Genomic DNA, 26,669 nt, shown 5'->3' with positions numbered 1-26,669 from the left:
GCATGGCCACGGCTCAACCAGCCGTCGAAGTGGTCGGACTGCACAAGTCGTACGGAGGGCTCGACGTCCTCAAGGGAGTCGACCTGCGCGTCGAGCCCGGCGAGGTCGTGTGTGTCATCGGCCCTTCCGGGTCCGGCAAGTCCACGCTGCTGCGCTGCGTGAACATGCTCGAGGAGCCCACCTCGGGCGTCGTCCGGGTCGACGGTGTCCGTATGAACCACCCCGACACCGACCTGGACGCGGCCCGGCGGCGCATGGGAATGGTCTTCCAGATGTTCCATCTGTTCCCGCACCTGACGGTGCTGGGAAACGTCACCATCGCCCAGCGGCGCGTCCTGAAGAGGGACCGGGCCGAGACGGAGCGCGTCGGGCGTGACTGCCTGGCGCGCGTCGGCGTCGCGGACAAGGCCGACGCCTACCCTGCGCAGCTGTCGGGCGGGCAGCAGCAACGCGTCGCCATCGCCCGCGCGCTGGCGATGAACCCCAGCGTGATGCTCTTCGACGAGCCGACCTCCGCCCTCGACCCCGAGCTCGTCGGCGAGGTACTCACCGTCATGCGCGACCTGGGGCTGGACGGCATGACGATGCTTGTGGTCACGCACGAGATGGCTTTCGCCCGGGACGTGGCCGACCGCGTCGTCTTCATGGACGACGGAGCGATCGTCGAGGAGGGCCTGCCGTCGCAGGTCATCGACGATCCCCGCCATGAACGCACCCGCACCTTCCTCCAACGAGTCCTCGGACCGCAGGGCTCTGCGGGGCCGGGGCCGGGCAAGACCAGCACGGGGAGAACACATGAGTACCACTGACACACACGACACGGGTGAGGCGCACCAGGACGACCACGCCTTCGCGCGCGCCTGCGCCGAGGAGGCGGGCGCGCGGCTCATGGAGATCAGGGCAGCGGCGGCGCCGGACACCGACCCGCGCGAGCTGAAGTCGGCCGGGGACCGTGGGGCCCAGTCCGTCCTGGCCGACCTGCTCAAGCGGCATCGGCCGTACGACGCGGTCCTGTCGGAGGAGGCGGCCGACGATCGCGGCCGACTGCGTGCGCGCCGGGTCTGGATCATCGATCCGCTCGACGGCACACGGGAGTTCGCCGAGCCTGCGCGCGAGGACTGGGCCGTGCACGTGGCGCTGTGGGAGGAAGGCGAGGTGAGGGCGGGGGCCGTCGCCCTGCCCGCACGCGGCACCGTCCTGTGCACCGACGACCCGGTGCCGCCCCGGGCGGCCGTCCGGCGGCGTCCCCGGATGCTGGTCAGCCGCACCCGGCCGCCCGAGTTCGTCACACGGCTGGCCGAGGAACTGGGGGCAGACCTCGTACCCCAGGGCTCGGCCGGGGCCAAGACGGCATCCGTCGTGCTCGGCGAGGCGGATCTGTATGTGCACGCCGGCGGCCAGTACGAGTGGGACTCGGCGGCGCCCGCGGCGGTCGCCGCCCACTACGGCTGCACCGTTCTCAGGCTCGACGGCAGCGTGCCGCGCTACAACCGGGCGGATCCGATGCTGCCCGACCTGGCCGTCTGCGCGCCGGAGCTGCACGAGCGGTTCCGGGCGGCGTTCGCCCGGGTCTGCCCCGACTGGCCGGTCGCCGAGGAGGGCGCGGGGGTATGACGGCTGTCTTACACCAGGGTTGTACCGTCTGGCTGACCGGACTGCCGAGCTCCGGCAAGACCACCATCGCCACCGCGCTCGCCGAACGGCTGCGCGGCGAGGGACATCGCGTCGAGGTGCTCGACGGTGATGTGATCCGCTCGTTCCTCTCGGCCGGTCTCGGCTTCAGCCGCGAGGACCGCTACACGAACGTACAGCGCATCGGGCTGGTCGCCGAGATCCTCGCCCGGAACCGGATCATCGCGCTCGTCCCGGTGATCGCCCCGTACCGGGACAGTCGCGAGGCGGTGCGCAAGCGCCATGAACAGAGCGGGACCCCCTTTCTGGAGGTGCACGTCGCCACGCCCGTGGAGGTGTGTGCCGAGCGCGATGTGAAGGGGCTGTACGCCCGGCAGGCCGCGGGCGAACTGACCGGCCTGACAGGGGTGGACGACCCCTACGAGGTGCCCGATTCCCCGGATCTGCGCATCGAGACGCAGAACCAGACGGTGCAGGAGTCCGCCGTGTCGCTCCACGCTTTGCTGATCGTGAGGGGGTTGTCGTGACGCGGGCGACCGCAGCTCACTCGCACACGCCGGTGTCGCGGGGCTGGAGCCATCTGGACTCGCTGGAGTCGGAGGCGGTGCACATCATCCGCGAGGTGGCGGGCGAACTGGAGAACCCGGTGCTGCTGTTCTCCGGCGGCAAGGACTCCATCGTCATGCTGCACCTGGCGCTGAAGGCCTTCGCCCCGGCACCGGTCCCGTTCCCGCTGCTGCACGTGGACACCGGGCACAACTTCCCGGAGGTGCTCGCCTACCGGGACCGCACGGTGGCCCGGTACGGGCTGCGGCTGCTCGTGGCCGACGTGCAGGACTACATCGACCGCGGAGTCCTGCGCGAACGCCCCGACGGCACCCGCAACCCGCTCCAGACCCTCCCGCTGACCGAGGCCATCCGGCGGCACCGCTTCGACGCGGTGTTCGGCGGCGCACGCCGGGACGAGGAGAAGGCGCGGGCCAAGGAGCGGGTGTTCTCCCTCAGGGACGAGTTCTCGCAATGGGATCCGCGCCGCCAGCGTCCCGAGCTCTGGCAGCTCTACAACGGCCGCCACGCCCCCGGCGAGCACGTGCGGATCTTCCCGTTGTCCAACTGGACGGAGCTGGATGTGTGGCAGTACGTCCAGCGTGAGCGGATCGAGCTGCCGGAGATCTACTTCGCCCACGAACGGGAGGTGTTCCGGCGCTCCGCGATGTGGCTGACAGCGGGGGAGTGGGGCGGGCCAGCCGCCTCGGAGCCGGTGGAGAAGCGACTGGTCCGCTACCGGACGGTCGGGGACATGTCCTGCACCGGAGCGGTGGACTCGGACGCCAGGACCGTCGAGCAGGTCATCGCGGAGATCGTCGTCACCCGGCTGACGGAGCGGGGCGCCACGCGCGCCGACGACAAGCTCTCCGAGGCGGCGATGGAAGACCGCAAGCGCGAAGGGTACTTCTAGACATGGGGACGACCACCGAGCAGACCGCCGAGGGGCCGGCGGGCACCACCACCCTGCTGCGCTTCGCCACCGCGGGCTCCGTCGACGACGGCAAGTCCACGCTGGTCGGAAGGCTTCTGTACGACTCCAAGAGTGTGCTGGCCGACCAGTTGGAGGCCGTTGAGCAGGCCTCCCGCGACCGAGGCCGGGACACCCCGGACCTCGCTCTGCTGACCGACGGTCTGCGCGCCGAACGCGAGCAGGGCATCACCATCGACGTGGCGTACCGCTACTTCGCCACCCCGCGGCGCCGGTTCATCCTGGCCGACTCCCCGGGCCACGAGCAGTACACCAGGAACATGGTCACCGGCACCTCCACCGCCGACCTGGCCGTCGTCCTCGTCGACGCCCGCAAGGGGATGGTGGAGCAGACCCGCCGCCATGTCGCCATCGCCGCTCTGCTGCGGGTCCCGCACGTGGTGCTCGCGGTGAACAAGATGGACCTCGCCGGATACGAGGAGTCGGTGTTCGCGCGGATCGCGGTGCAACTGACCGCGTACGCGACCGAACTGGGCGTTCCCGAGATCACCGCGATCCCGATCTCCGCGCTGGCGGGGGACAACGTCGTGGAGCCGTCCGCGAACATGGACTGGTACGGCGGCCCCACCGTCCTCGAACACCTGGAAACCGTCCCCGTGACCCGCGACCTGTCCGGGCACCAGGCACGCTTCCCGGTGCAGTACGTGATCCGGCCGCAGACCGCCGAGCACCCCGACTACCGCGGGTACGCGGGCCAGATCGCCCTCGGCAGCTTCCACGTCGGAGAGTCCGTCACCCTGCTGCCCTCCGGCCGGGTGACGACCATCGCGGGCATCGACGCCCTGGGCGTCCCCGTCCCGTCCGCCTCGGCTCCCGAGTCCGTGACCGTCCTGCTCGCCGACGCCCTGGATGTGGCGCGCGGCGACTTGGTCGTGCCGAGCGGGGCCGTCCCCGAACTCACACAGCGCATCGAGGCGACGGTGTGCCACCTGCATGAACGTCCCCTGGCCGTGGGGGCTCACGTACTGCTCAAGCACACCACCCGCACGGTCAGGGCGGTCGTCAAGGACCTCCCCTACCGGATCGACACGGCACACGGCCTGGCGCGCCGCCCCCGGCCGGAGTACCTGACGGCCAACGACATCGCGACGGTCGTGCTGCACACCTCCGAGCCGCTCGCCATGGACGGCTACGCGCACTCGCGCCGCACCGGATCCTTCCTGCTGATCGACCCGGCCGACGGTGCCACGCTGGCCGCGGGCATGGCGGGGGCCGCTTTCACGGACGGCTGCGGGGGAGGCCTGTGAACCGGCCGGTGTACGACAGTCCGCCCACGGCCGAGTCCCCCGCGGCGGTCGATGTGCCGCCGGCCCCGGTGCGTGCCGTCGCCGTCCCGCCCGCGCTGGAGTTCCGGGGGGTGACCAAGTCCTTCGGCCGCCCGGGCGACGACCAGCTGGTGCTCGACGACATCGGTCTGGCCGTCGCGCCCGGCGAGTTCGTGTGTCTCCTGGGTGCCTCCGGCTGCGGTAAGTCCACCCTGCTCGCCCTGGCGGCGGGGATCGACGAGCCCAGCGCGGGAGAGGTCTCGGCGGTGGACACGCGCCCAGCGCTGATGTTCCAGGAGCATGCCCTGTTTCCGTGGCTGACCGCCGGGAAGAACGTCGAACTGGCGCTCAGGCTCAGAGGAGTTCCCCGGCGTGAGCGCCGTCCCGAGGCGGAGCGTCTGCTGGGGCTCGTCCGCCTGAGCGGCGCGTACGGCAAACGGGTGCACGAGCTGTCCGGCGGCATGCGCCAGCGCGTCGCCCTGGCCCGCGCCCTGGCCCAGGCATCACAAGTCCTGTTGATGGACGAGCCGTTCGCGGCGCTGGACGCGATCACCCGCGACCTGTTGCACGAGGAACTGATCAGGGTCTGGCAGGAGTGGAACCAGCCCGCCGCCGACACCCGCAGTCTGTCCGTGCTCTTCGTGACCCACAACGTCCGGGAGGCGGTGCGGCTCGGCGGCCGGGTGGTGCTGATGGCTTCCCGGCCCGGCAGGATCGCCCGCGAGTGGCGCATCGACCTGACGTACCCCAGGCGTCTGGAGGACGAGGCAGTGGCGGAGAAGTCGAAGGAAATCACGGAAGAGTTGCGCAAGGAAATAAGCCGTCATGCCAGGAGCTGACACCAGACGGTCCCGGAACGGGGTCGAAGCCCGAGCCGTCCCGCCGGACATCCCGCGGGACAGCACCGACCTGGACGGGCTGAGCACCGGGCTGGACGCTCTGCAGAGCACCCAGCACAAGGGCGGCACCAGACTGGGCAGGGTGCTGCTGGCGCGCGTGGCGCCCCCGGTGGTGGCCTGTGCGCTGTTTCTGGCGGCCTGGGAGCTGGTCTATCTTTCGGGGGTCAAGCCGGAGTACGTCCTGCCCGGCCCGCGTGCGGTGTGGGACGCCCTGGTGGAGCAGTGGTACCTGGGCACCACGCTGGGAGTGATCGGGCAGAGCGTCTCGCGTGGAGCCCTCGGCTTCCTGGCGGCCATCGCCATCGGCACGCCGCTCGGGCTGTTCGTCTGGCGTGTACGCCCCGTCAGGACCGCGGTCGGGCCGATCCTGACCGGGTTGCAGTCCCTGCCCTCGGTGGCCTGGGTCCCGGCCGCGGTCATCTGGTTCGGCCTGACGGACACGGCCATCTACGCGGTCGTGCTGCTGGGTGCCGTACCGTCCATCGCCAACGGGCTGGTGGCGGGCATGGACCAGGTGCCGCCGCTGTTCCTGCGGGCCGGGCGGTCGCTGGGCGCACACGGCCTGCGAGGAGTGCGTCACATCCTGCTGCCCGCCGCCCTGCCCGGCTACCTCGCGGGGTTGAAACAGGGCTGGGCGTTCTCGTGGCGGTCCCTGATGGCCGCCGAACTCATCGCGGGATCCCCGGAGATGGGGTACGGACTGGGCCAGATGCTGGAGAACGGGCGCGTGGCGCAGGACATGCCTCTGGTCCTCGCGACGATCCTGCTGATCCTGTGCGTCGGCATCAGTGTCGAACTCCTTTTCTTCGCACCATTGGAGCGGTATGTGCTGCGTACCCGTGGGCTGTTGGAGCGTGCGCCGTGAACGGTCAGAACGCCTTCGAGGGCGAGGGCATCACCACCGGAGACCTGCGCAGCCTGCGCTACTTCCTCGCCGTCGCCGACGAGTTGAGCTTCGGCCGGGCAGCGGTGCGACTGCACATGACGCAGCCGGGACTCTCCCAGGGCATCAAGGCGCTGGAGCGCCGGCTCGGCATGCCGCTGTTCGAGCGCGACCGGCAGGGCGTCGCCCTGACGGCCGCGGGCCGGGTACTGGAGCCGAAGGCCCGGCAACTGCTGGTCCACGCGGAGGAGTTCGATCGCTTCGCCAGTGTGCTGGCGGGCCGTCACAACGGGAAGCTCACTCTCTCCTACTCCCGCTCGGGCGGCATCGGGCTGGCATCCGAACTGACCAGCCGATTCCGTGAGCAGTACCCCCACATGACGGTCGAGACCGCGACGGGCCACACGCATTCGAACGTCGAGCGGATCCGGATGCGCACGATCGACGCCGGCTTCATCCGGCCGCCGATCGACGGCGACGACCTCCAGTGCTCCGTCATCGCCTACGACCGGGTGGTCGCCGCCGTCCCGACCGGCCACCCCCTCGCGGACCGGCCGGGCGTCTCGCCGGCGGACCTCCTCGGCGAGCCGCTGGTGTTCTTCCCGCGTGAGCGCAGCGGTCTGTGGGAGTCCATCCTCGGCGCGGTGTACGGGCCGGGTGCCGCGCCGGAGATCAGCCGGCTGGAACCCGACGAGGCCCACATGCTGGCGGCCGTGGCACAGGGCGCCGGAATCACGCTGGTCACCGAGCCGTCGGCGGCGCTGCTGGCCGTGCCGGGTGTGGTGTTCAAGCCCTTCACCGTGCCGGTCGCGGTGCCGATGGCGCTGGCCTGGCGGAAGGACAACGCCAATGCCGCCCTGCACACCTTCGTGTCGTTCGTGCACGGCGCCGTCGAACCGGCAGTGCCACCCTCGTCAGCCCCGGGCGCCGTCGCCCCCGGGCGGGCCCGGCGCGGACGGCCCCCGGACGGTGCGGCGGTCTCCCGGATCCCGCGCCCCCTGGCTATCCGGGGACTGCGGCCGTCCGGTGCCGGGCGGTGAGCGGTGTGCGGATCTCCTGCGTGCAGCACTTGACGCCGCCGCCGGCCTTCAGCAGTTCGGACAGGTCCATGCCGATGGGGTGGAAGCCGTGCGCGCGCAACTGCTCGATCAGCCCGGTCGCGGCCTGCGCCAGGACCACGTTGTATCCGTCACTGACCGCGTTGAGGCCGAAGACCGCCGCATCGGCTTCGGAGGCGATCAGCGCGTCGGGGAACAGGTCGCGCAGCACCGCGAGGCTGCCGGGGGAGAACGCGGAGGGGTTGTACATGATCTGGTCGTCGTCGAGCACGGCGAGAGCGGTGTCGAGGTGGTAGTAGCGCGGATCGGTCAGGGTGAGGCTCACCACCGGGCGCTGGAAGAACTCCTGCGCCTTGAGGTGGCCCGCCGGGTCGGAGCGGAAGCCGCAGCCGGCCAGCAGCCAGCGTCCGGTGACGAGGTAGTCGCCCTCGCCCTCGTTCACATGGCCGGACTCGCGCACCTCGGGGAAGCCGTGGGTGCGGAACCACTCGGCGTAGGCGGGCCCTTCGGCGGCGCGCTCCGAGTTGCGGAAGCGGGCGCCCAGCACCCGGCCGTCCACGACGGTGGCGCCGTTCGCGGCGAAGACCATGTCCGGCAGGCCCGGCAGGGGATCGATCAACTCGACGGTGTGTCCCAGCGCGACGTACAGGTCACGCAGCCCCTCCCACTGCGTGACGGCCAGCCGTTGGTCGACCGGTTTGCTCAGGTCCATCCACGGATTGATCGAGTAAGTGACGTCGAAATGGGTCGGCGGACACATGAGGTATCGCCGCCTGCGGAACACACGCGAGTGCTCATCGAGCATCAGGGCTACCTCCGGCGAGTTTTCGGAATTCCGGTACGGCTTAACCAGTGGCGCACGAAAGGAGAGGGCCTGTCCAATCCCTTCTCCTAATCAGCTCATAACGCGGTTCTATAGCACTGCCAGGCGGCCTGAGATGTTTTCAGGAACCGCTTGACAGGGCGCTCGAACCGCTGCGAAGGTCACAGGAAATGCTCATATGACATTGGAAGGATGGGGTGTGGGAAAAGCACCAGCCCTGACGAACAGTGAAGTCGTGTCAGTTTCCGATGCGCGCATCGAGGCGGCTCTGGATGCCGGTGAGCCGGATATCGGAACGCTGTGGGAACTGTGCATGCTCTTCGAGTTCGACCGCGAGGAGACCGCCGACGGAATAGCCAAGTGGCTGGGCCCTGCGGAAGGCCTCCGCATTCTCGACTGTGCCTGCGGAAGCGGCTTTCCCGCCCTGGAACTGATCCGCCGCGGCTATGACGTCACCTGCACCGACGGCAGCGAACTGATGCTGACGCACTTCCGGCGCAACGCCCACGTCGAGGGCCTCGACGTCCGGCCCGAACTCGTGCTGTGGGAGGACCTCCCGCGCCGGCACGCCGAGGGCTTCGACGTGGTGATGAACCGCGGTGGGGGCAACTACATCTACGCCGGCGCCTGGGACGACGAAGGGCTGGCCGACCAGGCCGAGATGGCCGAGGCCATCGGGCAGTGGGTGGCCTGTGTGCGTCCCGGCGGACGCTTCTACGTCGACATCACGCGTGCGGCGGACCTGGAGCGGCGCGAGGACCAGTCGGTCGTCCACCCCACCCTGCGCATCGGGCAGCACACCGTCGACATCGCCGAGTCCATCTCGATCGACCGGTCCACGGGTATCCGCACCTGGTCGAGCACCCTGACGGTGAACGGGACCCGCCACGAGTTCCAGCGGCGGTCCCGCTACCTGCGCCACGACCAGCTCGTCGAGATCCTCACGGGCTGCGGCCTCATCGACGTGCACAAGACGCCCATCGCCGGCGAGTACTACGACATCTACACCGGAGTGCGTGCCTGACATGAAGTTCCGGTCTCTGCACCCCAACCTCCGCATCCGCATCGTCGTGGGATCCGTGCAGCGCTTCCTCCACGTCATGGTCATGCCCCTGATGACCGTGTTCCTGGCCCAGCGGTTCGGTGTCGCGGTGGCGGGTGCGCTGGTCCTGGTCATCGCGGTGTGCGAGGTGTCGGGATCGCTGATCGGTGGCTACCTGGCCGACATCCACGGCCGCCGTCCGCTGCTGCTGGCGGGCGAGGCGGGTGTCGTCGTCGCGTACGTGACGATGACAGCCGCCGCGATGCCCTGGTGGGAGAACGCCGGCGTCATCTACGCCGGCTTCCTCGCCGCGAGCCTCGCCTCCAACCTCGCGGTGCCGGCGAACGACGCGATGGTCGTCGACGTCAGCACCCCCGAGTCACGGCAGTTCGTCTACACGATCAACTACTGGTCCATCAACCTGGCCCTCGCCTGCGGCGTTCTCATCGGCGGCTTCCTGTACGCGGACTACTTCCCGCAGATGCTGGCGGGCGTCGCCGCCGGGTCGCTCGCCGTGCTGCTGATCACGTTCTTCAAGATCAGCGAGACGGCACCGGCCGGTACGGCCTCGGAGAAGGCCGAGTCGGCGCGCGCCTACGTCCGCAGCTTCGCCTCCGGATACCGCGCGGTCCTCGCCGACCGGCTCTTCTCGGCGCTTCTCATCGCGGCCACCCTGCGGATGGCCATCGAAGTACAGATCAACTACTACATCAACGTACGGGTCAGCGAGACCTTCGAGGAACAGCGGCTGTTCAGCTTCGGTTCCTGGGACGCGACCGTCAACGGAGTGGAGATCCTCGGCATCCTGCGCGCCGAGAACACGCTCCTGGTGGTTCTGCTCGCCCTGGTCGTCCACCGGGTGCTGCGCCGGATGAGCGACGGGCCGCGGCTGTACGCCGGCGTGATCCTGTTCACCGCCGGCTACATGGTGATGGCCGTGTCCGGCAACGGCTGGGTACTGCTCGTGGCCATGCTGGTCCTCACCGTCGGCGAGCTGCTCAACGTGCCCGTGCAGCAGACCATGCTGGCCGACCTGGTCCCCGAGCAGTCGCGCACCAAGTACATGGCGGTCTTCAACCTCAACGTCCGCCTCGCCCTGCTCATCGCCTCCCTGTGCATGACCCTCGGAGCGGTCGTCTCGCGCTGGGGCGTCGCCGCGCTCTACGGCCTCTTCGGCGTCGTGATCCTCCTCAAGTACCGCACCGTCCTGGTCGCGCGCGCCCGGGAACGGGCCGAGCGCGACGGGGAGGGCTCCGAACTCGTGGGGCCGGCACAAGACTGAAAGGGAAACACATGGATTCGTCGCGGACGGACAGCCCTGTCGTCGACGTGCTGGGCGTGGGGTTCGGCCCGGCCAACCTGGCACTCGCGATCGCCGTCACCGAGCACAACGAGACCGGCGGCGAAGTCCCGCTCACCGCCGAGTTCCTCGAACGCAAACCGGCGTTCGACTGGCACGGCGGCATGCTCATCGAGGGCGCCACCATGCAGGTGGCCTTCCTCAAGGACCTGGCGACCCTGCGCAATCCGGTCAGCCGCTTCGGCTTCGTCCCCTACCTGCACGCCCGGGACCGGCTCGTCGACTTCATCAACCACAAGGTCCTGTATCCGTCCCGGGTGGAGTTCCACGACTACCTCTCCTGGTGCGCCGGCCAGCTGGACCATCTGGTGCGCTACGGCCACGAGATGGTCTCCGCCCGGCCCGTCGCCGAGGACGGGGTCGTCACCCACTTCGAGGTCGTCGCCCGCGACGAGAGCACAGGCGAACCGGTCGTCAGAAGGGCCCGCAACCTGGTGCTCGCCCCGGGCCTCGTCCCTCGTATGCCCAGCGGGCTCGAGGTCTCCGCGCACGTACGGCACAGCTCGACCACGCTGCACGACCTCGCACGCCTGGACGCGTCGACGCGTACCCCACGCCGATTCGTCGTCCTGGGGGCGGGACAGAGCGCCGCCGAGGTCGCCGACCACCTGCACCGCGCCTATCCGGCCGCCGAAGTGCACGCGGTCTTCTCCCGGTTCGGGTACAGCCAGGCCGACGACAGCCCCTTCGCCAACAGGATCTTCGATCCCTCGGCCGTCGACGACTTCCACGGTGCGCCGCCGCAGGTGAAGGACTCGCTCTTCGGCTACCACGCCAACACCAACTACTCCGTCGTGGACGTCGACCTCATCGAGGACATGTACCGCCGGATCTACCAGGACAAGATCGTCGGAGTGGAGCGCCTGCGCCTGCACAACGTCTCGGAGATGCGTGACGTCCAGGAGTCCGACGAATCCGTGAAGCTGACCATCCATCACCTGCCGACCGGCAGCACCACCGACCTGGAGGCCGATCTGCTGGTGTGCGCCACCGGCTACCGGGCGGCCGACCCGCTGGACCTGCTCGGCCCCGCCGGAGACGTGCTGCGCCGTGACGAGAAGGGCAAGCCGCTCGTCGAGCGCGAGTACCGGGTCGCCACCGCGTCCGAGACCGACGCGGGCGTGTACCTCTGCGGAGCCACCGAGCACTCCCACGGCATCACCTCCTCACTGCTGTCCAATGCCGCCGTTCGCGCCGGCGAGATCCTCGACTCCGTGCTGGAACGCGCCGGACGCGCGGTGGACCCGGCCGTCGCACGGCAGGACACCGCCCCGGTCAAGGCGTACTGACAGCCGGACCAGGACCGATGGACGCCCCACAAGCGCGTGCTGAGAGAGCGAGAGGCACATGATCAGGACGTTCCGTATCCACGAAGACAACGCGGCACCGGAGTTCGGCATGGCCTGCCAGCGCCTGGTGCCCTGGGCCGGACAGGGCGAGGATCCGCCCTTCGGCGCCATGGCCTGCTTCCTTCCCGCGGGAGACATATCCGCGCCCGACTGCCACGACCAGGACGAGGTGATGATCACCTTGAGCGGCCGGGGCACGGTCGACGTCGGCGACGACAGCGCCGCCATCGACGCCGGCGCGGTGCTGGTCATACCCCGCAACCAGGCCCATGTCGTGCACAACTCCGGTGACACCGGCCTCAGCTGGGTCTCCTTCTACTGGCCCCTGCACGAGCCGGAGAACCCGGGGAACGGGGACGAGGCATGAGCGTGTCCACCCTCACCTGGATCACCGCCACCCCGCCGACGCCCAACGGCGAACTGCACGTGGGCCACATGGCGGGCCCCTACCTCGCGGCCGACGTGCTGCGCCGCTTCACTCTCGCCGAGCGCGAGCGCGTGCTGATGACCAGTGGCCTCGACGACCACCAGAGCTACGTCGCCGTGCGGGGGGAACTCGACGGGCATACCGGCGAGGAGGTCGCGGACCTCAACGGCGAGCGCATCACCCGCGGTTGGGACCTCGCCGGAGCCGACTTCGACCGGTTGGTCGCGCCCCGCCGCGACCCGGGATACGCCGAGTTCGTCCAGGCCTTCTTCCAGAAGCTGTACGACAACGGGGTCCTGGTGCCCCGCACCCGGCCGCTCCCCTACTGCGTGCCCTGTGACCGCTGGCTGTACGAGGCGTACGTCTCCGGAGGCTGTCCGCACTGCGGCAGCGGCTCCAACGGCAACGCCTGCGAGCCGTGCGGCCGGCCCAACGACTGCGGTGACCTCGTCGATCCGCACTGCGTCGTGTGCGGTGCGGAGGCCGAGCTGCGCCCGCAGACCCGCCTCTACCTGCCGCTGGCGCCCTTCGCCGACCGCCTGGCCCGCTTCTGGCGGGACACGCCGATGCCGCCGCACCTGCGCGCGCTGTGCGAGCGGATGCTCGGGGACGGCATGCCGGAGATCGCGGTCAGTCACCCCTCCGACTGGGGCGTCCCGGTGACCGTGCCCGGCTTCGAGGACCAGCGGACCTTCGTGTGGTTCGAGATGGCGCCCGGGTACCTCCTGCAGTGCGATCCCGACTCCGCCCGGCCCTCCGTCGGCCCGGTCCAGTTCTTCGGCTACGACAACGGCTACTTCCACGCCGTCCTCTTCCCGGCGCTCTTCATGGCCTGGGACCCGGAGATGCCCCTGGCCAGGGCGTTCGTCGTCAACGAGTTCTACCGGCTGGAGGGGAAGAAGTTCTCCACGAGCCGCCGGCACGCCGTGTGGGCGCTGGAGGCGCTGAAGGAAGGCGGCGTCGACGCCCTGCGGTTCCATGTGCTGCGTGACCGGCCCAACGGCCGCCAGACCAACTTCAGCCGCGGCGACCTCGTCCGGGCTCGCGAGCACCTCGACACCGTGTGGAACGACTGGCTGAACCGCCTGGTCCAGGCCCTGCGCGCGGAGACGGGCGGTGTCGTCCCGGCCCAGCGACCGGCCGGAGCCGATGGCTGGGAGTTACTCGAAGCGCGCCTCACCCGCCTCTGCGGCGAGCTGCGCGAGGCCTACTCCGTGGAGGGTTTCGACACCCGCCGCGCGGTCGGTCTCCTCGACGAAGTCGTACGCTGCGGGACGGACTTCGGACATGTCCACCGTCACGAGCGGGAACGCCCCGCGGGCCGCGACGCGTATCGAGCCGCCCTGAGCGGCGAACTCGCCGTGGCATCGGCGCTGGCTGCCTGGGCGGCCCCGGTCGTCCCCATGGGCGCCGCCCGGCTGAGCGAGGCCCTGGGGTGGGACCCCGCGCGGCGCGTGGACGCGGCGGCACTGGCCCCGCCCCCGGCGGGGACGGTGCTCACGCTGCCGGACGGCCCGGTCTTCGGGAGCTGAGGGCCGATGCGAACACGAGAAGTGCTCCGGCGTCCCCGGGTGGCCGTGGTAGGGCCCTTCAGCGGGCCGCGCGCCGCCTGGGGCGAACTCCTGAGCAGTGCGGTCGACTCGGTGCGCCGGGCCCCGGTCGAGTGGGAGTTCTTCGACGACCGGGGTGACGTGGAGCAGGGCGGAGCCAGGGCGCGCGAGGTCGTCTCCGACGGCGGGTTCGCCGCGGTCGTCGGCCACTTCAACAGCCTCGGTGCCCGCGACGCCCTGCCGGTCTACCGGGAGCACCGGCTGCCGGTGCTGCTGCCGCTCGCCACGGCCCCCGGTCTGCTCGAGGGGTCCGACGGCCTCGCGCTGAGGCTGTGCTCCGACGACGCCGGGCAGGCCGCGGCCGTGGTGGCGGCCTGCCGCGAGCAGGGGTACGAGTGCCTGGACGTGGTGCACGACGGTACCGGCTACGGGCTGCGGCTCGCCGGACTCCTTCGAGAGGCCGCCGAGCCGGAGCTGTCGGTGGGTGTCCACTCCGAGTGGCGCGCGACCCCGGGGGCGGCGATCGCCCTGTGCGGTGTCCACCACGGGGCCGCCGCACTGCTGCGGAGCCGGACGCCGCTTGGTCCGGGACAGTGGATCGTCGCGACCGACGACTGCGACATACCCGAGTTCGCCGAGCTTGCGGGGGCCGCCGTCGAGGGCGTACGGGTCGCGCGGCTGACCGGAGGACCCGCGGCACGGGTCGTGGCGGCCTGCGCGGCGTTGGCGGGAGCTCTCGGCAAGCATCCGGAGCGCCGTGGTGAGCGGCTGGTGGAGACCCTGCGGGGCGAACTGGCCGGTGCGCTGGACGCGCGGGGTGAGCCGGCGGACGGCTCGCCCGGCGCGGGCTGGGAGGTGCTGCCCGTCGCCGTCCCTCCCACGCCTCGGACCTCCTTCGACGTGGCAGTGGTCGGCGCGGGCGTGGTCGGCAGGGCGACGGCGGCCGAAGTCGCCGAGCGGGGACGGTCGGTGGCGCTGCTGGACGGGGCGGGAGACGCCGCCAGCACGGTGTCCGGGGCACTGGTGCGAGCTTATGAGGCCGACGCCGCCGAGCGGGGCCGGGCGATCAGGTCCTTCCAGCTTCTGTGGGGCAGCGAAGGGCGGGCGGCCGTCCATGGGTTCCGCAGGACCGGCTCGCTGGTCCTGTTCGGGCCCGGGGGCAGGGCCGCCGCGGACGAGGGAGTCGCCGACCTGGTCGCCGGGGGCCTTGCCGCGGAGGTCCTGGACATCGACGACGTGACCCGCCGCTGGCCCCTGATCGAGGGCGAAGGTCTCGAGGGCGCGGTGTGGGAGCCGGGCGGCGGGTACGCGGTGGCGGCCGTGGCGCTGGCCGCGATGACGGACCGGGCCCGCCGCGCCGGGGCGCACCTCGTGCACGGCCCGGCGGCGCGGACGCTGGCCGGCGACGCCGGTTCCGGAGTCGTCGTGGACGGTCGCCTGCACGCGGCGGCGGCGGTGCTGGCGGCGGGCTGCGGCACGCCCGAACTGCTCGGTGAACACTGGCCTGCCGGGCACACCGCCCGCACCAAACGGATCCAGTACGCGATCTTCGAGCGGCCGGCCGGGACGGAGAGCGCACCGCTCCCCGTGCTGGTCGACCTGACCACCGGGATGTGGGCGCGGCCCGACGGCCAGGACGCGGTGCTGGCCGGATTTCCGGTCGAGGAGTGGGATGTGCCGCCCGTCGCGGACACGGCCCTGACGGCTGCTCAGATCGACCTTCTCCGGGAACGGGTGCGTCCGCGGCTGCCGTTCCTGACCGCGGCGAGGGCGCTCACCAGCGTTCGCGGCCGCGATCTGTACGTCAGTCCGTCAGCTCTGCTGGGACCCGTGCCCGGCCTTCCGCACACCGTGGTGGCCGCGGGCTGGTCTGGCTCCGGTTTCAAGTCGGCTCCGGCGGCGGCGGAAGCGGCGGCCGAGCTGGCCGCGGACGCGGCAGCCATGGCCCAGGCCGATACGGTGAGTGACGACCAGGGCGGGTCGGCCAAGGTCGCCGAGGACCCCGAGACGCTCCCGGCGGGCTGACGGGAAGCAGACGGAAGGTAGACGGCGAGGGCCGGGGAGCGAGAGGCTCCCCGGCCCTCGCCGTTTCCGTGTGACCGCTTCTGACCAGGTCAGATCGAACTGGGTCCGTTCATGGTCGAGCGCGAGGCGGGGTTATCGGTCTGTCGTACGAGACCTCATACCAGAGCAGGACGCTCACCGTATGAGTTTGTCAACTGCCCACCGCACATGATGCGCTGGCGACTACTGTCAGTGGCCGTCGGGAAACAGGGCGGATCAGGGAGCGGGGACCGGCACGTGCAGGCGCAAGGCGGACGAGGGAGTCGACGCGACGGGGATGTCCGCCGCCCACGCACCACCGACGCCGGTACGTCCAGGGAGGCGGCCCGGAGGGCGCGGAAGCGGCCCCGCGAGCCCGATCACCCGCCCGCGAGCCCCCCTGGCACCCAGCACCGACGGACCAGTACGAGGACACCGATGTCTCACCTCCGCGCCCCGGCCACACGCGCAGACCGCCGTGAGGGCGGGCGGCACGGGCGGCCGGCCGCCCGCACCGCACCCGCGCTGCCCGAGACCCATATACGGCCCCAGCTGCTGCGTCTCGCGGTGCTGCCGCCCGTCGCCGTCGCCCTCAGCGGCTGTGCCGCCGTCCTCTTCACCGTCCGGTCCACCGGAGCGCGGCCGGGCCTCACACTCTGGGCCGTGCTCGCCGGGGCCGTCTCGGTCACCCTCGTCGGCATCGTCGTCGCCGCGGTGGCCGCCAACCGGGCCGCCCGGTCCGTGCACGACCGCATCGGCGTCCTGCGCCGCGCCACCGCGCGGCGCGAGGCCGACCTGCGTGGCCTGGTCGAGACGCTGCGCCGCGGCGACGGCCCGCCACAGCACGGTTCCGACGAACAGCGCGGCGGTCCCGCCGAGGACGCCGACGACTTCGACCTGCTCTCGGCCGACCTGACCCGTGCGCACGACGGCGCACTCACCGCCGTCGTCGAGGCCGCGCAGCTCTCCAGCCAGGCGGGCAGCGAACAGAAGCTCGAGGTGTTCGTCAACCTCGCCCGGCGCCTGCAGTCACTGGTGCACCGCGAGATCTCCATCCTCGACGAGCTGGAGAACGAGATGGAGGACCCCGAGCTGCTCAAGGGGCTCTTCCACGTCGACCACCTCGCCACCCGCATCCGCCGGCACGCGGAGAACCTCGCCGTGCTCGGCGGGGCGGTCTCCCGCCGTCAGTGGAGCAACCCGGTCTCCATGACCGAGGTGCTGCGCTCGGCCATCGCCGAGGTCGAGCAGTACTCGCGGGTCAAACTCGTGCCGCCGATCGACGGCACCCTGCGCGGCCACGCCGTCGCCGACGTCATCCACCTGCTGGCCGAACTCGTCGAGAACGCCACGGTGTTCTCCGCCCCGCAGACCCAGGTGCTGCTGCGCGCAAACCTCGTCACCTCCGGGCTCGCCGTGGAGGTCGAGGACCGCGGACTCGGCATGCCCGTCGAGGAGCAGACGCGGATGAACGCCCTGCTCGCCGACCCGGACCAGGTGAACGTCGCCCGGCTCCTCGCGGACGGCCGCATCGGCCTGTTCGTGGTCTCACAGCTCGCCCGGCGCCACGGCATCAACGTCCGCCTCCAGACCAACATCTACGGCGGAGTGCAGGCGGTGCTCGTCGTGCCCCAGGCGCTGCTCGGGGCGGAGCCGGGTGCGCCGGCGGGCGCCGGGCAGCCGGAGGGCGGCCAGGCTGGAGCTGGAGCTGGAGCTGGAGCTGGAGCTGGAGCTGGAGCCGCGACCGGGACCGGGACCGGGACCGGGGCCGGGGCCGGAGGCGGAGGCGGCGTCCGGACGGCGCCCGAGCTCGGAGCCCGGGCGGACTCCCGGAAGCCGTCCATGGCCGAGGCGGCGGTGTCCGGCGGCGTCGGCCACGGCGGCTCGCCCGATTCCGGATCCGCGCCCGCGGCAGGGTCCTCGACGGTGTACGGGTTCTCGTCCGTCTCGGGTGCCGCGTCCGAGCCACGGCCGCCGGTCCCGCCCTCCGCACCCGCCGCGTCCCGAGCCCTCCGGCGCGACACCGAACCGGACTCGGGCGGAACCCCGGAGAACGGCCACCCCGCGCCCCTGCCCGTGCGCGGGATCCGTCGGGAGCGCCCCACCCCGGCCGAGGCGCGTCCCGGGATCAGCCCGGACGACCGGCGCGTCCTCGCCGCGAACGTGACCGAGCCGCCCACCCCCCGTAACGGCGCCGTGCGCGGCACCATGGGCAAACCCCAACTGCCCCGCCGCCGCGCCCAGGAGCACATCGCACCCCAGTTGCGCGACGGTCCCACGCCGCGCCAGGACCCCGAGTACCTCGTCGGCCACGACCCCGGTCTGATGGCGGCCTTCCAGCGCGGCATCAGCCTCGCCGAGGCGCAACAGCACATGGAGTCCGGGGACATGGGCCGGGACGACAGGGAGCAGCCGACGCACATCGAGCCGGCACACCTGGAGCCGGTGCACACCGACCACAGCACCACCACCCGGCGGGACGGGAGCGCACCCGCCGGATGACCACCCCCGTTTCCACCCCCACGCCCAGCGCTCCCGCAGACCTTCGTACCCCAAGGAGTCGATCCACCATGGCGAGTGATGCGCCGACCGCGCAGGTATCCGATCTCGACTGGCTGATGAGCGGCCTCGTGCAGCGCGTACCGCACACGAACGCCGCTGTGCTCCTGTCCTGCGACGGGCTCGTGAAGTCCGTCCACGGCCTCGACCCGGACAGCGCCGACCACATGGCCGCCCTGGCCTCCGGCCTGTACTCCCTCGGCCGCAGCGCCGGTGTCCGCTTCGGCGACGGCGGCGAAGTACGGCAGGTCGTCGTCGAACTCGACTCGACGCTGCTGTTCGTCACCACCGCCGGCTCCGGGACCTGCCTGGCCGTGCTCGCCGGCCGCGAGGCCGACGCCGCCGTGCTCGGCTACGAGATGGCGATGCTCGTCAAGAGCGTCCGCCCCTACCTGGTCACCGCTCCCCGGCAGCAGTCCGTCGAATCCCCGGCGATGAGGCCTTGACCGTGACGGCGGCCGGTGACGGGCCCTGGCTCGACGACGCGGCCGGGCGGCTGGTGCGCCCGTTCACCGTCAGCAACGGCCGCACCCGTCCCACCGTCGCGCTCGACCTCATGTCGCAGCTGATGGCCACCGGGGCGACCCCCCTCGGCTACCTCGGCCCCGAGCACACCCAGGCGCTCGACCTGTGCCGCGCGCCCGTCGCGGTCGCCGAGGTCGCCGCCCATCTCAAACTGCCGGTGGCCGTCACCAAGGTGCTGCTGGCGGACCTCGTCGACTGCGGGGCGCTGACCACCAAGCCCCCCGCGTTCTACCACAACCCGACGGACCGGGCTCTTCTGGAGGCAGTGCTCGATGGACTACGACGACAGCTCTGACTACGCCGACGGACCGCGCGGCAGCGCCGATCCGTTCCCCACCGCGCTCAAGATCCTGGTCGCGGGCGGGTTCGGCGTGGGCAAGACGACCTTCGTCGGCGCGGTCAGCGAGATCGCGCCGCTCAGTACAGAGGAGCTTCTCACCACCGTCAGTGCCGCGACCGACAACCTCGACGGCATCGAGAACAAGGTCGAGACGACCGTGGCCATGGACTTCGGCCGCATCACCCTCGACCCCGCACATGTGCTGTACCTGTTCGGCACACCCGGCCAGGAGCGGTTCTGGTTCATGTGGGACGAGTTGTGCGAGGGCGCTCTCGGGGCGGTCATCCTCGCCGACACCCGCCGTCTGGAGGAGTGTTTCGCGGCGGTCGACTTCTTCGAACAGCGCGGCCTCGGCTTCATCGTCGCCGTCAACGAGTTCGACGGCTCCCACCGCTACGACCCCGAGGAGGTGCGCGCGGCCCTCGACCTGACCGCGGACGTTCCCGTCGTGTGCTGCGACGCCCGGATCTCCAGCTCCGGGGTCCGGACCCTGCTGACCCTCGTGCGCCACCTCATCGCCCACACTCCGGCCCCCACGACGGGGTACGGCGCCCATATGTGACCCCATAACACCTGCCACGGAGCCCCTGTATGACGCATGCCCACACTTCGCGAGTACGCCCATGAGCTACGACCCGCCGCGCCCGGCCGGTCGTCTGCTGCTCACCCCCGAGGACAAGGAGGCCCCCGCCCGTACCCACCGACTGCGCCGGCTGGGTCTCGGGGAGCGCCCCGAACCCGCACTCGACGCCTTCGCGCACCGTCTCGCCGAGCTCACCGGGGCGCCGTACGCCATGGTCAACTTCCCCGACGAGCAGCGGCAGTTCTACGCGGGCCTGTACGTCCCGGCTGTCGCGCCGGTGGTGCGCGGCGACGGCACCAGCCCTCAGGTGGGCCGTGCCCTGCCCCGCGACCATGGCTTCTGCCCCCATGTGGTGGCGCGACGCAAGGCCCTGGTCCTGGAGGACGTCCGCGACTACCCGCGGTTCGCGGGCAATCCGGTGGTCGACGAGTTCGGGATCCGCTCCTATCTGGGGGCGCCGCTCATCGACGGCACCGGGCTGGTGCTGGGCACGGTCAGTGTCGCGGACGTCGAGCCGAGGCCCTGGGGGAAGCCGGGCCTGACGGCCATCAAGGAACACGCCGCGCAGCTCGTCCTGCGGCTGGAGGGCCTCGACGGCTCGCTGCCCTACTGATGGCCCGCGTTTCCCGGAGTCTCCTGAGGGCGTGAAGGAAAGCTGAGGCGGCGCTTAAGAAATCCTCGATGGACCGGTGCGGCCGCCGTACGGCAGATTGCAGTGCGATCCCACTCCTCTCCCGGCCCAGGGGCTGCTTCGGCATGCCCGGAGCCGGGACTCACCCACAGGAGCCCTTGCGGTGAAGGCGCTGGTCAAAGAGAAGGCGGAGCCCGGGCTGTGGCTCACGGACGTCCCGGAGCCCGCCGTCGGGCCCGGTGACGTACTGATCAAGGTGCTGCGCACCGGTATCTGCGGCACCGACCTGCACATCAGAGCGTGGGACGGCTGGGCGCGGCAGGCCATCAGCACCCCGCTCGTGCTCGGCCACGAGTTCGTCGGCGAGGTCGTCGGAACCGGGCGGGACGTCACCGACATCGGCATCGGCGACCGGGTGAGCGGCGAGGGCCATCTGGTGTGCGGCAAGTGCCGCAACTGCCTGGCGGGCCGCCGTCATCTGTGCCGGGCCACGGTAGGGCTGGGGGTGGGCCGGGACGGGGCGTTCGCCGAGTACGTGGCGCTGCCCGCCGCCAATGTCTGGGTGCACCGGGTGCCCGTCGACCTCGACGTGGCAGCGATCTTCGACCCGTTCGGCAACGCCGTGCACACCGCGCTGTCGTTCCCGCTCGTCGGAGAGGACGTGCTGATCACCGGCGCGGGGCCCATCGGTCTGATGGCCGCCGCCGTGGCCCGGCACGCCGGCGCCCGCAACGTCGTGATCACCGACGTCAGCCCGGAGCGGCTGGAGCTGGCCCGCAAGGTCGGGGTGAGCCTCGCGCTCGATGTCTCCGGGGCCACCATCGCCGACGGGCAGCGCGCGCTCGGTCTGCGCGAGGGCTTCGACATCGGCCTGGAGATGTCCGGCCGCCCCGAGGCCCTGCGCGACATGATCGCCAACATGACGCACGGCGGCCGGATCGCCATGCTCGGCCTGCCCGCCGAGGAGTTTCCCGTCGACTGGGCCCGGATCGTCACCTCGATGATCACCGTCAAGGGCATCTACGGCCGCGAGATGTTCGAGACCTGGTACGCGATGTCCGTGCTGCTCGAAGGCGGCCTCGACCTCGCGCCCGTGATCACCGGCCGGTACGGCTTCCGCGACTTCGAGGCGGCGTTCGCCGACGCGGCGAGCGGCCGCGGCGGCAAGGTCATCCTCGACTGGACCGCGTAACCCCCCTGTCCCGCAAGCACCTTAGGAGCCCTCTCATGTTCGACTCCGTGCGCGACGACCTGCGCGCCACCCTCGACGAGATCCGCGCCGCCGGCCTGCACAAGCCCGAGCGCGTCATCGGCACCCCGCAGTCGGCCACCGTCAACGTCACCGCGGGCGGCCGCCCCGGCGAGGTCCTCAACTTCTGCGCCAACAACTACCTCGGCCTCGCCGACCACCCCGAGGTCGTCGCCGCCGCCCACGAGGCCCTGGACCGCTGGGGCTACGGAATGGCCTCTGTCCGCTTCATCTGCGGTACGCAGGAGGTGCACAAGGAACTCGAGGCGCGGCTGTCGGCGTTCCTCGGCCAGGAGGACACGATCCTGTACTCCTCCTGCTTCGACGCCAACGGCGGCGTGTTCGAGACGCTGCTCGGCCCGGAGGACGCGGTCATCTCCGACGCGCTCAACCACGCGTCGATCATCGACGGCATCCGGCTGTCCAAGGCCCGCCGCCTGCGCTACGCCAACCGTGATCTGGCCGAACTGGAGGCCCGGCTGAAGGAGGCGTCCGACGCGCGTCGCCGGCTGATCGTCACCGACGGCGTCTTCTCCATGGACGGCTATGTGGCGCCGCTGCGCGAGATCTGCGACCTGGCCGACCGCTACGACGCGATGGTCATGGTCGACGACTCGCACGCCGTCGGCTTCGTGGGCCCCGGCGGGCGCGGCACGCCCGAGCTGCACGGCGTCATGGACCGTGTCGACATCATCACCGGCACCCTCGGCAAGGCGCTCGGCGGCGCGTCCGGTGGCTATGTGGCGGCCCGCGCCGAGATCGTCGCCCTGCTGCGCCAGCGTTCCCGGCCGTATCTCTTCTCCAACACGCTCGCCCCGGTGATCGCGGCGGCTTCCCTGAAGGTCATCGACCTGCTGGAGTCCGCGGACGATCTGCGGGTCCGGCTCGCCGAGAACACGGCCCTCTTCCGCGGCCGTATGACCGAGGAGGGCTTCGAGATCCTCCCCGGCGACCACGCCATCGCGCCGGTGATGATCGGCGACGCGACCAAGGCGGGCCGTCTCGCGGAGCTGCTGCTGGAGCGCGGTGTGTACGTGATCGGCTTCTCCTACCCGGTCGTGCCGCAGGGGCAGGCCCGGATCCGGGTGCAGCTGTCGGCCGCGCACTCGACGGAGGACGTCGACCGCGCGGTGGACGCGTTCGTGGCGGCGCGGGCCGAGCTGGATGCCGAGCAGGCCTGAGCGGCGCATTTGAGACAATCGATCGCATGATCGAAGCGCGGCGGCTCCACATCCTCCGTGCGGTGGCGGACCACCGCACGGTGACGGCGGCTGCCGCCGCGCTGTACCTCACCCCGTCGGCCGTGTCCCAGCAGCTCGCCGCGCTGGAGCAGGAGACCGGACACCGCCTCGTCGAGCGCGGCGCCAAGGGCGTACGGCTCACCCCCGCCGGCGAGATCCTGCTCAACCACACCAACGCGGTCCTCGCCCAGCTGGAGCGGGCCGAGGCCGAGCTGGCCGCGTACAGCTCGGGAGCCGCCGGCACCGTCACCGTCGCCTCCTTCGCGACCGGCATCGCCCTGGTCGTGGCGCCCGCGGTGGCCCGGCTCGCCGAGTCCGCGCCCGGGATCCGTATCCGCGTCCAGGACGCCGAGGGCGACGCCAGCCTGCCGATGGTGCTGGACCGGCAGGTCGATGTCGCCGTCGCCGTCGAGTACCGCGGAGCCCCGCCCGCCGACGATCCGCGACTGGCCCACGTGCCGCTGTACGCCGAGCCCTTCGACGCGGTCGTGCCGGTCGCCCACCGTCTGTCCGGCGCGCCGGAGATCCCGCTCGCCGGACTGGCCAAGGACCCCTGGATCGGCCCGTACCCCGGCAACCCCTGCCACGACGTGGTGGTCCTGGCCTGCGAGAACGCCGGCTTCCAGCCCCGTATGGAGCACTCCTCGGACGACTTCCGGGCGGTCGTCGCCCTCGCCTCCGCCGACGCCGGCGTCGCCCTCGTGCCGCGCTCGGCGCTGCGCGGCATGGGCCTCACGGGCGTGGTCGTCCGCCCCGTCGACGGCACCGCCCCCACCCGGCGGGTCTTCGCCGCCGTGCGCCGGGGAGCCGAGGAGCACCCGCTGATCCGCCCGGTGCTGGACGCGCTCGGCGCGGCGGCCCAGGCGCAGCCGCTGCCGGTGTGAGGACTGCGAAACCTGCCTGTCTCATATCCGGGATAGCGTCCCGGATATGAGAAACGACGACGATGGCGCGGACCCCGTCGACACCCGGCTGGGTGTCCGCCTGGCCGAGCTGCGGGCCGAACACGGCTGGTCCCTGGGCGAGTTGGCCGACCGCAGCGGAGTGAGCCGGTCCACCCTGTCCCGGGCCGAGCGGGCGGAGATCAGCCCCACGGCCTCGCTGCTGAACCGTCTGTGCGCCGTCTACGGGCGGACCATGTCCCAGCTGCTCAGCGAGGTCGAGGCCGAGCCCGCGCCCGTGGTGCGGGCGGCCGACCAGCCCCTGTGGGAGGACCATGCCTCCGGTTTCGTACGGCGGTCCGTGTCCCCGCCGCACTCCGCCCTGCGCGGCGAACTCGTCGAGGCCCGCCTCTCACCCGGCGCCGACATCGCCTACGACCGTCCGCCCGTCGCCGGACTGGAGCAGCACATCTGGGTGCTGGAAGGCGCCCTCGACGTGACCGCGCAGGACACCGGACACCACCTCGGCGCCGGCGACTGCCTCCGCATGCGTGTGTGGGGCCCGACCCGGTTCCGGTGCGCCGCTCCCGAGGGCGTGCGGTATCTGCTGGCGGTGGTGCGGCCGTGATCGTCGTCCGTCTCGACGAAACTCAACTCCGCAAAGCCGTCGTGGAGTTGGCGGTCCTGCTGGCCGACACCGTCAACGCCGGCGCCTCGGTCGGCTTCCTCGCCCCGCTCGACCGCGCGGAGGCTCACGCCTGGTGGGAGGAGCGGACCGCCGACGTCGCCGCGGGCCGGCTCGCCGTATGGGCGGCGTACGACGGGGACCGGGTGCTGGGCACCGTGAGCCTCGCCTTCCCCGGCAAGGCCAACAGCCGCCACCGTGCCGAACTCGTCAAGCTCATGGTGGGCCCGGATGCCCGCGGGCGCGGCCTCGGCCGCAGGCTGCTGGCGACGGCGGAGGACGCCGCCGCGGCGGCCGGGGTCACCCTCCTGCATCTGGACACCGAGACCGGCAGCCCTGCCGAGCGGCTGTACCGGTCCGCAGGCTGGACCGCGATCGGCGCGATCCCCGACTACGCGGCGAGCCCCGACGGAGTGCTGCGGCCGACGACGATCTACTACAAGCACGTACCGGCAGACGCTCTCACCAGGTGATTGTCAGTGGGAGCGGCTACCGTGCCCACCATGCCGGATGCCGAAGACGTACGCCGTATCGCCCTCTCCTTCCCGGACACGACGGAGAAGATCGCCTGGAGCATGCCCACGTTCCGGGTCGCGGGAAAGATGTTCGCGACACTGCCCGAGGACGAGACGTCCATCGCCGTGCGCTGCCCCAAGGTGGAGCGGGACGAACTGGTGCTCGCCGAGCCGAAGAAATTCTGGATCGCCGACCACGAGGCGTCGTTCGCCTGGGTGCGGGCCCGGCTGGAGGCGCTGGAGGGCGAGGACGAACTGCGGGACATCCTCGCCGACTCCTGGCGCCAGGCCGCTCCGAACCGGCTCCTGGAGGCGCATCCCCGCCTGGGGCTCCCGGCGGCCGAGTGACGTCCCCGGGGGCCGGCCCCCGGGAAACGGATGCGCGATCACCGGCGCGAGTGCGGTATTGTTTCCCTGCGCGTTCGGCCGGGGGAACCCCCAGGTCAGACGGGCAACGGGACGTGGCGCAGCTTGGTAGCGCACTTGACTGGGGGTCAAGGGGTCGCAGGTTCAAATCCTGTCGTCCCGACAGAATCGACCAGCGGGTCTGCCGTAAGGCAGGCCCGCTGATTGCGTTATGGCGTCAGCCGCCGCCGTCGAGGTCGTCCCGTCGGCGCAGCACCTCCAGCTCGTGACCGCGCAGCCCCATCTCGTACAGCTTGCCGCGGGCGTTCTCGAAGGGCCGGTGGAGGATCATCATCAGCCGGTCGTCGAAGGTGCGGAAGAGCATGCCGTGGCCGCTGTCGTCGCGGACCAGTGGCCGGTGCTGCTCCCACGGGCCTCGGACGTCCCCGGATCTCGATACGGCGTAGGTCTGCACGTAGCCGCCGCTGACGGTGCCGTCGCCGCCGGCCGTGTTCTTCTCGTAGGTCGACCACAGCATGAGCAGGGACCCGTCAGGGGCGCGGTACAGCTGGGGGCCGTCGGTGATGTAGGGCGGCAGCTGGTGCGGGACGCCGGCGGGGATCTGCTCAGCGGTCCAGGGCGCGTCCGAGGCCTTGAAGAGATAGACCGGGTCGCCGGTCGTCCGGGACAGGTCCGGAGCCAGCCGGACCGCCTCCATCGTCCCGTCGATGGTCTGGAGCCACTCGTGCGCGTACACCATCCAGGGCTGCCCGGACGGGTCGACGTACAGCGTGCCGTCGAGGGTCATGAGGTGCTCGGGCGGCACGGGGCGCGAGGGGTCGAGCACGGTGAACGGGCCGAGCAGTGAGTCGGAGACCGCCGTGATCGTCCCGCGCATATGGGTCGGGGTCCGGAACGGGACGCCCCACTGGTCGGGCGGCGGGACCGGGAGTGGTCTGTCCTCGTTGTGCAGCGTGGTGAACAGGTAGTACCTGCCGTCCCACGCGTGCACCTCCGGCGCCCAGGCGCCGTCCGTCGCCCAGATTCCCTCCTGCCCGGCGGTCCGGAACACCACGACGGGGTCCGTCCAGTCCAGCAGGTCCTGGCTGCGGTAGACCATCGTGCCGGTGCCGTCCACGCCCGACACGGACGGGACGTTGGACGTGTAGAGGTGATAGGTGCGGGACTCGCCGTCGGCGACGACGAACGGATCGTGCAGCGGCATGTCGGGAAGCCGCATCAGCTCA

Annotated in this window: 27 protein-coding genes and 1 tRNA gene; 26 read left to right on the top strand and 2 right to left on the bottom strand. The window is 71.3% G+C overall.

Going from position 1 to position 26,669, the window contains the following annotated elements; all coding sequences use genetic code 11:
• Positions 1-2: 2 nt before the first annotated feature.
• The 8 genes from ACFT32_RS06075 to ACFT32_RS06040 are packed head-to-tail and all read left to right on the top strand — an operon-like array spanning position 3 to position 7,256.
• Entirely contained in the window at positions 3-809 is an 807-nt protein-coding gene (locus ACFT32_RS06075) for an amino acid ABC transporter ATP-binding protein (RefSeq protein ID WP_382486300.1), read from the top strand.
• Positions 796-1,614 carry a 3'(2'),5'-bisphosphate nucleotidase CysQ gene (locus ACFT32_RS06070; RefSeq protein ID WP_382486298.1) on the top strand — a complete coding sequence of 273 codons (819 nt, stop codon included), beginning with the start codon at positions 796-798 and terminating at the stop codon, positions 1,612-1,614. The genes ACFT32_RS06075 and ACFT32_RS06070 overlap by 14 nt, the downstream gene beginning before the upstream one ends.
• Positions 1,611-2,159, top strand: coding sequence for an adenylyl-sulfate kinase (gene cysC, locus ACFT32_RS06065; protein WP_382486296.1), 549 nt, complete (start codon positions 1,611-1,613; stop codon positions 2,157-2,159). Before ACFT32_RS06070 ends, cysC begins: the two co-directional genes overlap by 4 nt.
• Positions 2,156-3,091, top strand: a complete 936-nt coding sequence (gene cysD, locus ACFT32_RS06060; RefSeq protein WP_382486295.1) for a sulfate adenylyltransferase subunit CysD — start codon at positions 2,156-2,158, stop codon at positions 3,089-3,091. Before cysC ends, cysD begins: the two co-directional genes overlap by 4 nt.
• A gap of 2 nt (positions 3,092-3,093) precedes the next feature.
• A complete protein-coding gene (locus ACFT32_RS06055) occupies positions 3,094-4,416 on the top strand; it encodes a sulfate adenylyltransferase subunit 1 (protein ID WP_382486293.1) in 1,323 nt (440 codons plus the stop codon).
• A gap of 53 nt (positions 4,417-4,469) precedes the next feature.
• Entirely contained in the window at positions 4,470-5,273 is an 804-nt protein-coding gene (locus tag ACFT32_RS06050) for an ABC transporter ATP-binding protein (RefSeq protein ID WP_382487058.1), read from the top strand.
• Positions 5,260-6,198: an ABC transporter permease gene (locus ACFT32_RS06045; RefSeq protein WP_382486291.1), complete on the top strand. Its 939-nt coding sequence runs from the start codon at positions 5,260-5,262 to the stop codon at positions 6,196-6,198. The genes ACFT32_RS06050 and ACFT32_RS06045 overlap by 14 nt, the downstream gene beginning before the upstream one ends.
• Positions 6,195-7,256 carry a LysR family transcriptional regulator gene (locus tag ACFT32_RS06040; RefSeq protein WP_382486289.1) on the top strand — a complete coding sequence of 354 codons (1,062 nt, stop codon included), beginning with the start codon at positions 6,195-6,197 and terminating at the stop codon, positions 7,254-7,256. The genes ACFT32_RS06045 and ACFT32_RS06040 overlap by 4 nt, the downstream gene beginning before the upstream one ends.
• Here the strand turns inward: ACFT32_RS06040 and ddaH are convergent.
• Positions 7,219-8,079 carry a dimethylargininase gene (ddaH, locus tag ACFT32_RS06035; RefSeq protein WP_382486287.1) on the bottom strand — a complete coding sequence of 287 codons (861 nt, stop codon included), beginning with the start codon at positions 8,077-8,079 and terminating at the stop codon, positions 7,219-7,221. The genes ACFT32_RS06040 and ddaH overlap by 38 nt on opposite strands.
• Before the next feature lie 253 nt (positions 8,080-8,332).
• Here ddaH and ACFT32_RS06030 point away from each other — a divergent pair, with 253 nt between their 5' ends.
• The 18 genes from ACFT32_RS06030 to ACFT32_RS05945 all read left to right on the top strand — a co-directional run bounded on the left by ACFT32_RS06030 (position 8,333) and on the right by ACFT32_RS05945 (position 25,606).
• A complete protein-coding gene (locus ACFT32_RS06030) occupies positions 8,333-9,121 on the top strand; it encodes a class I SAM-dependent methyltransferase (RefSeq protein ID WP_382486285.1) in 789 nt (262 codons plus the stop codon).
• 1 nt (position 9,122) lies between these two features.
• Positions 9,123-10,421, top strand: a complete 1,299-nt coding sequence (locus tag ACFT32_RS06025) for an MFS transporter (protein WP_382487056.1) — start codon at positions 9,123-9,125, stop codon at positions 10,419-10,421.
• A gap of 11 nt (positions 10,422-10,432) precedes the next feature.
• Positions 10,433-11,788, top strand: a complete 1,356-nt coding sequence (locus tag ACFT32_RS06020) for a lysine N(6)-hydroxylase/L-ornithine N(5)-oxygenase family protein (protein WP_382486283.1) — start codon at positions 10,433-10,435, stop codon at positions 11,786-11,788.
• A gap of 58 nt (positions 11,789-11,846) precedes the next feature.
• Positions 11,847-12,215 (top strand): cupin domain-containing protein, encoded by a 369-nt coding sequence (locus tag ACFT32_RS06015; RefSeq protein ID WP_382486281.1) that lies wholly within the window; start codon positions 11,847-11,849, stop codon positions 12,213-12,215.
• A complete protein-coding gene (locus tag ACFT32_RS06010; RefSeq protein WP_382486279.1) occupies positions 12,212-13,807 on the top strand; it encodes a class I tRNA ligase family protein in 1,596 nt (531 codons plus the stop codon). Before ACFT32_RS06015 ends, ACFT32_RS06010 begins: the two co-directional genes overlap by 4 nt.
• A gap of 6 nt (positions 13,808-13,813) precedes the next feature.
• A complete protein-coding gene (locus ACFT32_RS06005; RefSeq protein WP_382486278.1) occupies positions 13,814-15,850 on the top strand; it encodes an FAD-dependent oxidoreductase in 2,037 nt (678 codons plus the stop codon).
• A 456-nt stretch (positions 15,851-16,306) separates the two neighbouring features.
• A complete protein-coding gene (locus tag ACFT32_RS06000; protein ID WP_382486276.1) occupies positions 16,307-18,370 on the top strand; it encodes a sensor histidine kinase in 2,064 nt (687 codons plus the stop codon).
• 68 nt (positions 18,371-18,438) lie between these two features.
• A complete protein-coding gene (locus tag ACFT32_RS05995) occupies positions 18,439-18,873 on the top strand; it encodes a roadblock/LC7 domain-containing protein (RefSeq protein WP_189725994.1) in 435 nt (144 codons plus the stop codon).
• A 2-nt stretch (positions 18,874-18,875) separates the two neighbouring features.
• Positions 18,876-19,247, top strand: a complete 372-nt coding sequence (locus ACFT32_RS05990) for a DUF742 domain-containing protein (protein WP_382486274.1) — start codon at positions 18,876-18,878, stop codon at positions 19,245-19,247.
• Positions 19,225-19,854, top strand: coding sequence for an ATP/GTP-binding protein (locus ACFT32_RS05985; RefSeq protein ID WP_382486272.1), 630 nt, complete (start codon positions 19,225-19,227; stop codon positions 19,852-19,854). Before ACFT32_RS05990 ends, ACFT32_RS05985 begins: the two co-directional genes overlap by 23 nt.
• Before the next feature lie 61 nt (positions 19,855-19,915).
• A complete protein-coding gene (locus tag ACFT32_RS05980; protein WP_382486270.1) occupies positions 19,916-20,488 on the top strand; it encodes a GAF domain-containing protein in 573 nt (190 codons plus the stop codon).
• A gap of 181 nt (positions 20,489-20,669) precedes the next feature.
• Positions 20,670-21,698, top strand: coding sequence for an L-threonine 3-dehydrogenase (tdh, locus tag ACFT32_RS05975; RefSeq protein ID WP_382486268.1), 1,029 nt, complete (start codon positions 20,670-20,672; stop codon positions 21,696-21,698).
• A 35-nt stretch (positions 21,699-21,733) separates the two neighbouring features.
• Entirely contained in the window at positions 21,734-22,936 is a 1,203-nt protein-coding gene (locus tag ACFT32_RS05970) for a glycine C-acetyltransferase (protein WP_382486266.1), read from the top strand.
• A 26-nt stretch (positions 22,937-22,962) separates the two neighbouring features.
• Positions 22,963-23,880 (top strand): LysR family transcriptional regulator, encoded by a 918-nt coding sequence (locus ACFT32_RS05965; RefSeq protein WP_382486264.1) that lies wholly within the window; start codon positions 22,963-22,965, stop codon positions 23,878-23,880.
• A 46-nt stretch (positions 23,881-23,926) separates the two neighbouring features.
• Positions 23,927-24,505 carry a helix-turn-helix domain-containing protein gene (locus ACFT32_RS05960; protein WP_382486262.1) on the top strand — a complete coding sequence of 193 codons (579 nt, stop codon included), beginning with the start codon at positions 23,927-23,929 and terminating at the stop codon, positions 24,503-24,505.
• Complete coding sequence (locus ACFT32_RS05955; RefSeq protein WP_382486260.1) at positions 24,502-25,035, top strand: GNAT family N-acetyltransferase; 534 nt, start codon at positions 24,502-24,504, stop codon at positions 25,033-25,035. Before ACFT32_RS05960 ends, ACFT32_RS05955 begins: the two co-directional genes overlap by 4 nt.
• A gap of 30 nt (positions 25,036-25,065) precedes the next feature.
• On the top strand, positions 25,066-25,425 hold the full coding sequence (locus tag ACFT32_RS05950; RefSeq protein ID WP_382486258.1) for an MmcQ/YjbR family DNA-binding protein: 360 nt from the start codon (positions 25,066-25,068) through the stop codon (positions 25,423-25,425).
• A 107-nt stretch (positions 25,426-25,532) separates the two neighbouring features.
• Positions 25,533-25,606: transfer RNA gene (locus ACFT32_RS05945), tRNA-Pro, on the top strand.
• Positions 25,607-25,660: 54 nt separating this feature from the next.
• Here the strand turns inward: ACFT32_RS05945 and ACFT32_RS05940 are convergent.
• Complete coding sequence (locus tag ACFT32_RS05940; RefSeq protein WP_382486256.1) at positions 25,661-26,662, bottom strand: glycoside hydrolase family 43 protein; 1,002 nt, start codon at positions 26,660-26,662, stop codon at positions 25,661-25,663.
• Positions 26,663-26,669: the final 7 nt, after the last annotated feature.

It is taken from the genome of Streptomyces sp. NPDC057002, from assembly GCF_042673825.1.
Taxonomy (GTDB): Bacteria; Actinomycetota; Actinomycetes; order Streptomycetales; family Streptomycetaceae; genus Streptomyces.
Note: the sequence above shows the minus strand (reverse complement) of the source record. Positions and strands in the feature narration are given on the sequence as shown.

Bases quoted from the DNA above. Each gene is read 5' to 3' on its own strand.
- ACFT32_RS06070 (WP_382486298.1), top strand. From the start codon at position 796: ATGAGTACCACTGACACACACGACACGGGTGAGGCGCACCAGGACGAC.
- ACFT32_RS05995 (WP_189725994.1), top strand. From the start codon at position 18,439: ATGGCGAGTGATGCGCCGACCGCGCAGGTATCCGATCTCGACTGGCTG.
- ACFT32_RS06015 (WP_382486281.1), top strand. From the start codon at position 11,847: ATGATCAGGACGTTCCGTATCCACGAAGACAACGCGGCACCGGAGTTC.
- ACFT32_RS05950 (WP_382486258.1), top strand. From the start codon at position 25,066: ATGCCGGATGCCGAAGACGTACGCCGTATCGCCCTCTCCTTCCCGGAC.
- ACFT32_RS06025 (WP_382487056.1), top strand. From the start codon at position 9,123: ATGAAGTTCCGGTCTCTGCACCCCAACCTCCGCATCCGCATCGTCGTG.
- ACFT32_RS05970 (WP_382486266.1), top strand. From the start codon at position 21,734: ATGTTCGACTCCGTGCGCGACGACCTGCGCGCCACCCTCGACGAGATC.
- ACFT32_RS05980 (WP_382486270.1), top strand. From the start codon at position 19,916: ATGAGCTACGACCCGCCGCGCCCGGCCGGTCGTCTGCTGCTCACCCCC.
- ACFT32_RS06005 (WP_382486278.1), top strand. From the start codon at position 13,814: ATGCGAACACGAGAAGTGCTCCGGCGTCCCCGGGTGGCCGTGGTAGGG.
- ACFT32_RS05940 (WP_382486256.1), bottom strand. From the start codon at position 26,662: ATGCGGCTTCCCGACATGCCGCTGCACGATCCGTTCGTCGTCGCCGAC.
- ACFT32_RS05965 (WP_382486264.1), top strand. From the start codon at position 22,963: ATGATCGAAGCGCGGCGGCTCCACATCCTCCGTGCGGTGGCGGACCAC.
- ACFT32_RS06055 (WP_382486293.1), top strand. From the start codon at position 3,094: ATGGGGACGACCACCGAGCAGACCGCCGAGGGGCCGGCGGGCACCACC.
- ACFT32_RS06045 (WP_382486291.1), top strand. From the start codon at position 5,260: ATGCCAGGAGCTGACACCAGACGGTCCCGGAACGGGGTCGAAGCCCGA.
- ACFT32_RS06075 (WP_382486300.1), top strand. From the start codon at position 3: ATGGCCACGGCTCAACCAGCCGTCGAAGTGGTCGGACTGCACAAGTCG.
- ACFT32_RS06020 (WP_382486283.1), top strand. From the start codon at position 10,433: ATGGATTCGTCGCGGACGGACAGCCCTGTCGTCGACGTGCTGGGCGTG.
- ACFT32_RS05985 (WP_382486272.1), top strand. From the start codon at position 19,225: ATGGACTACGACGACAGCTCTGACTACGCCGACGGACCGCGCGGCAGC.
- ddaH (WP_382486287.1), bottom strand. From the start codon at position 8,079: ATGCTCGATGAGCACTCGCGTGTGTTCCGCAGGCGGCGATACCTCATG.
- ACFT32_RS06010 (WP_382486279.1), top strand. From the start codon at position 12,212: ATGAGCGTGTCCACCCTCACCTGGATCACCGCCACCCCGCCGACGCCC.
- cysC (WP_382486296.1), top strand. From the start codon at position 1,611: ATGACGGCTGTCTTACACCAGGGTTGTACCGTCTGGCTGACCGGACTG.
- ACFT32_RS06000 (WP_382486276.1), top strand. From the start codon at position 16,307: ATGTCTCACCTCCGCGCCCCGGCCACACGCGCAGACCGCCGTGAGGGC.
- ACFT32_RS05960 (WP_382486262.1), top strand. From the start codon at position 23,927: ATGAGAAACGACGACGATGGCGCGGACCCCGTCGACACCCGGCTGGGT.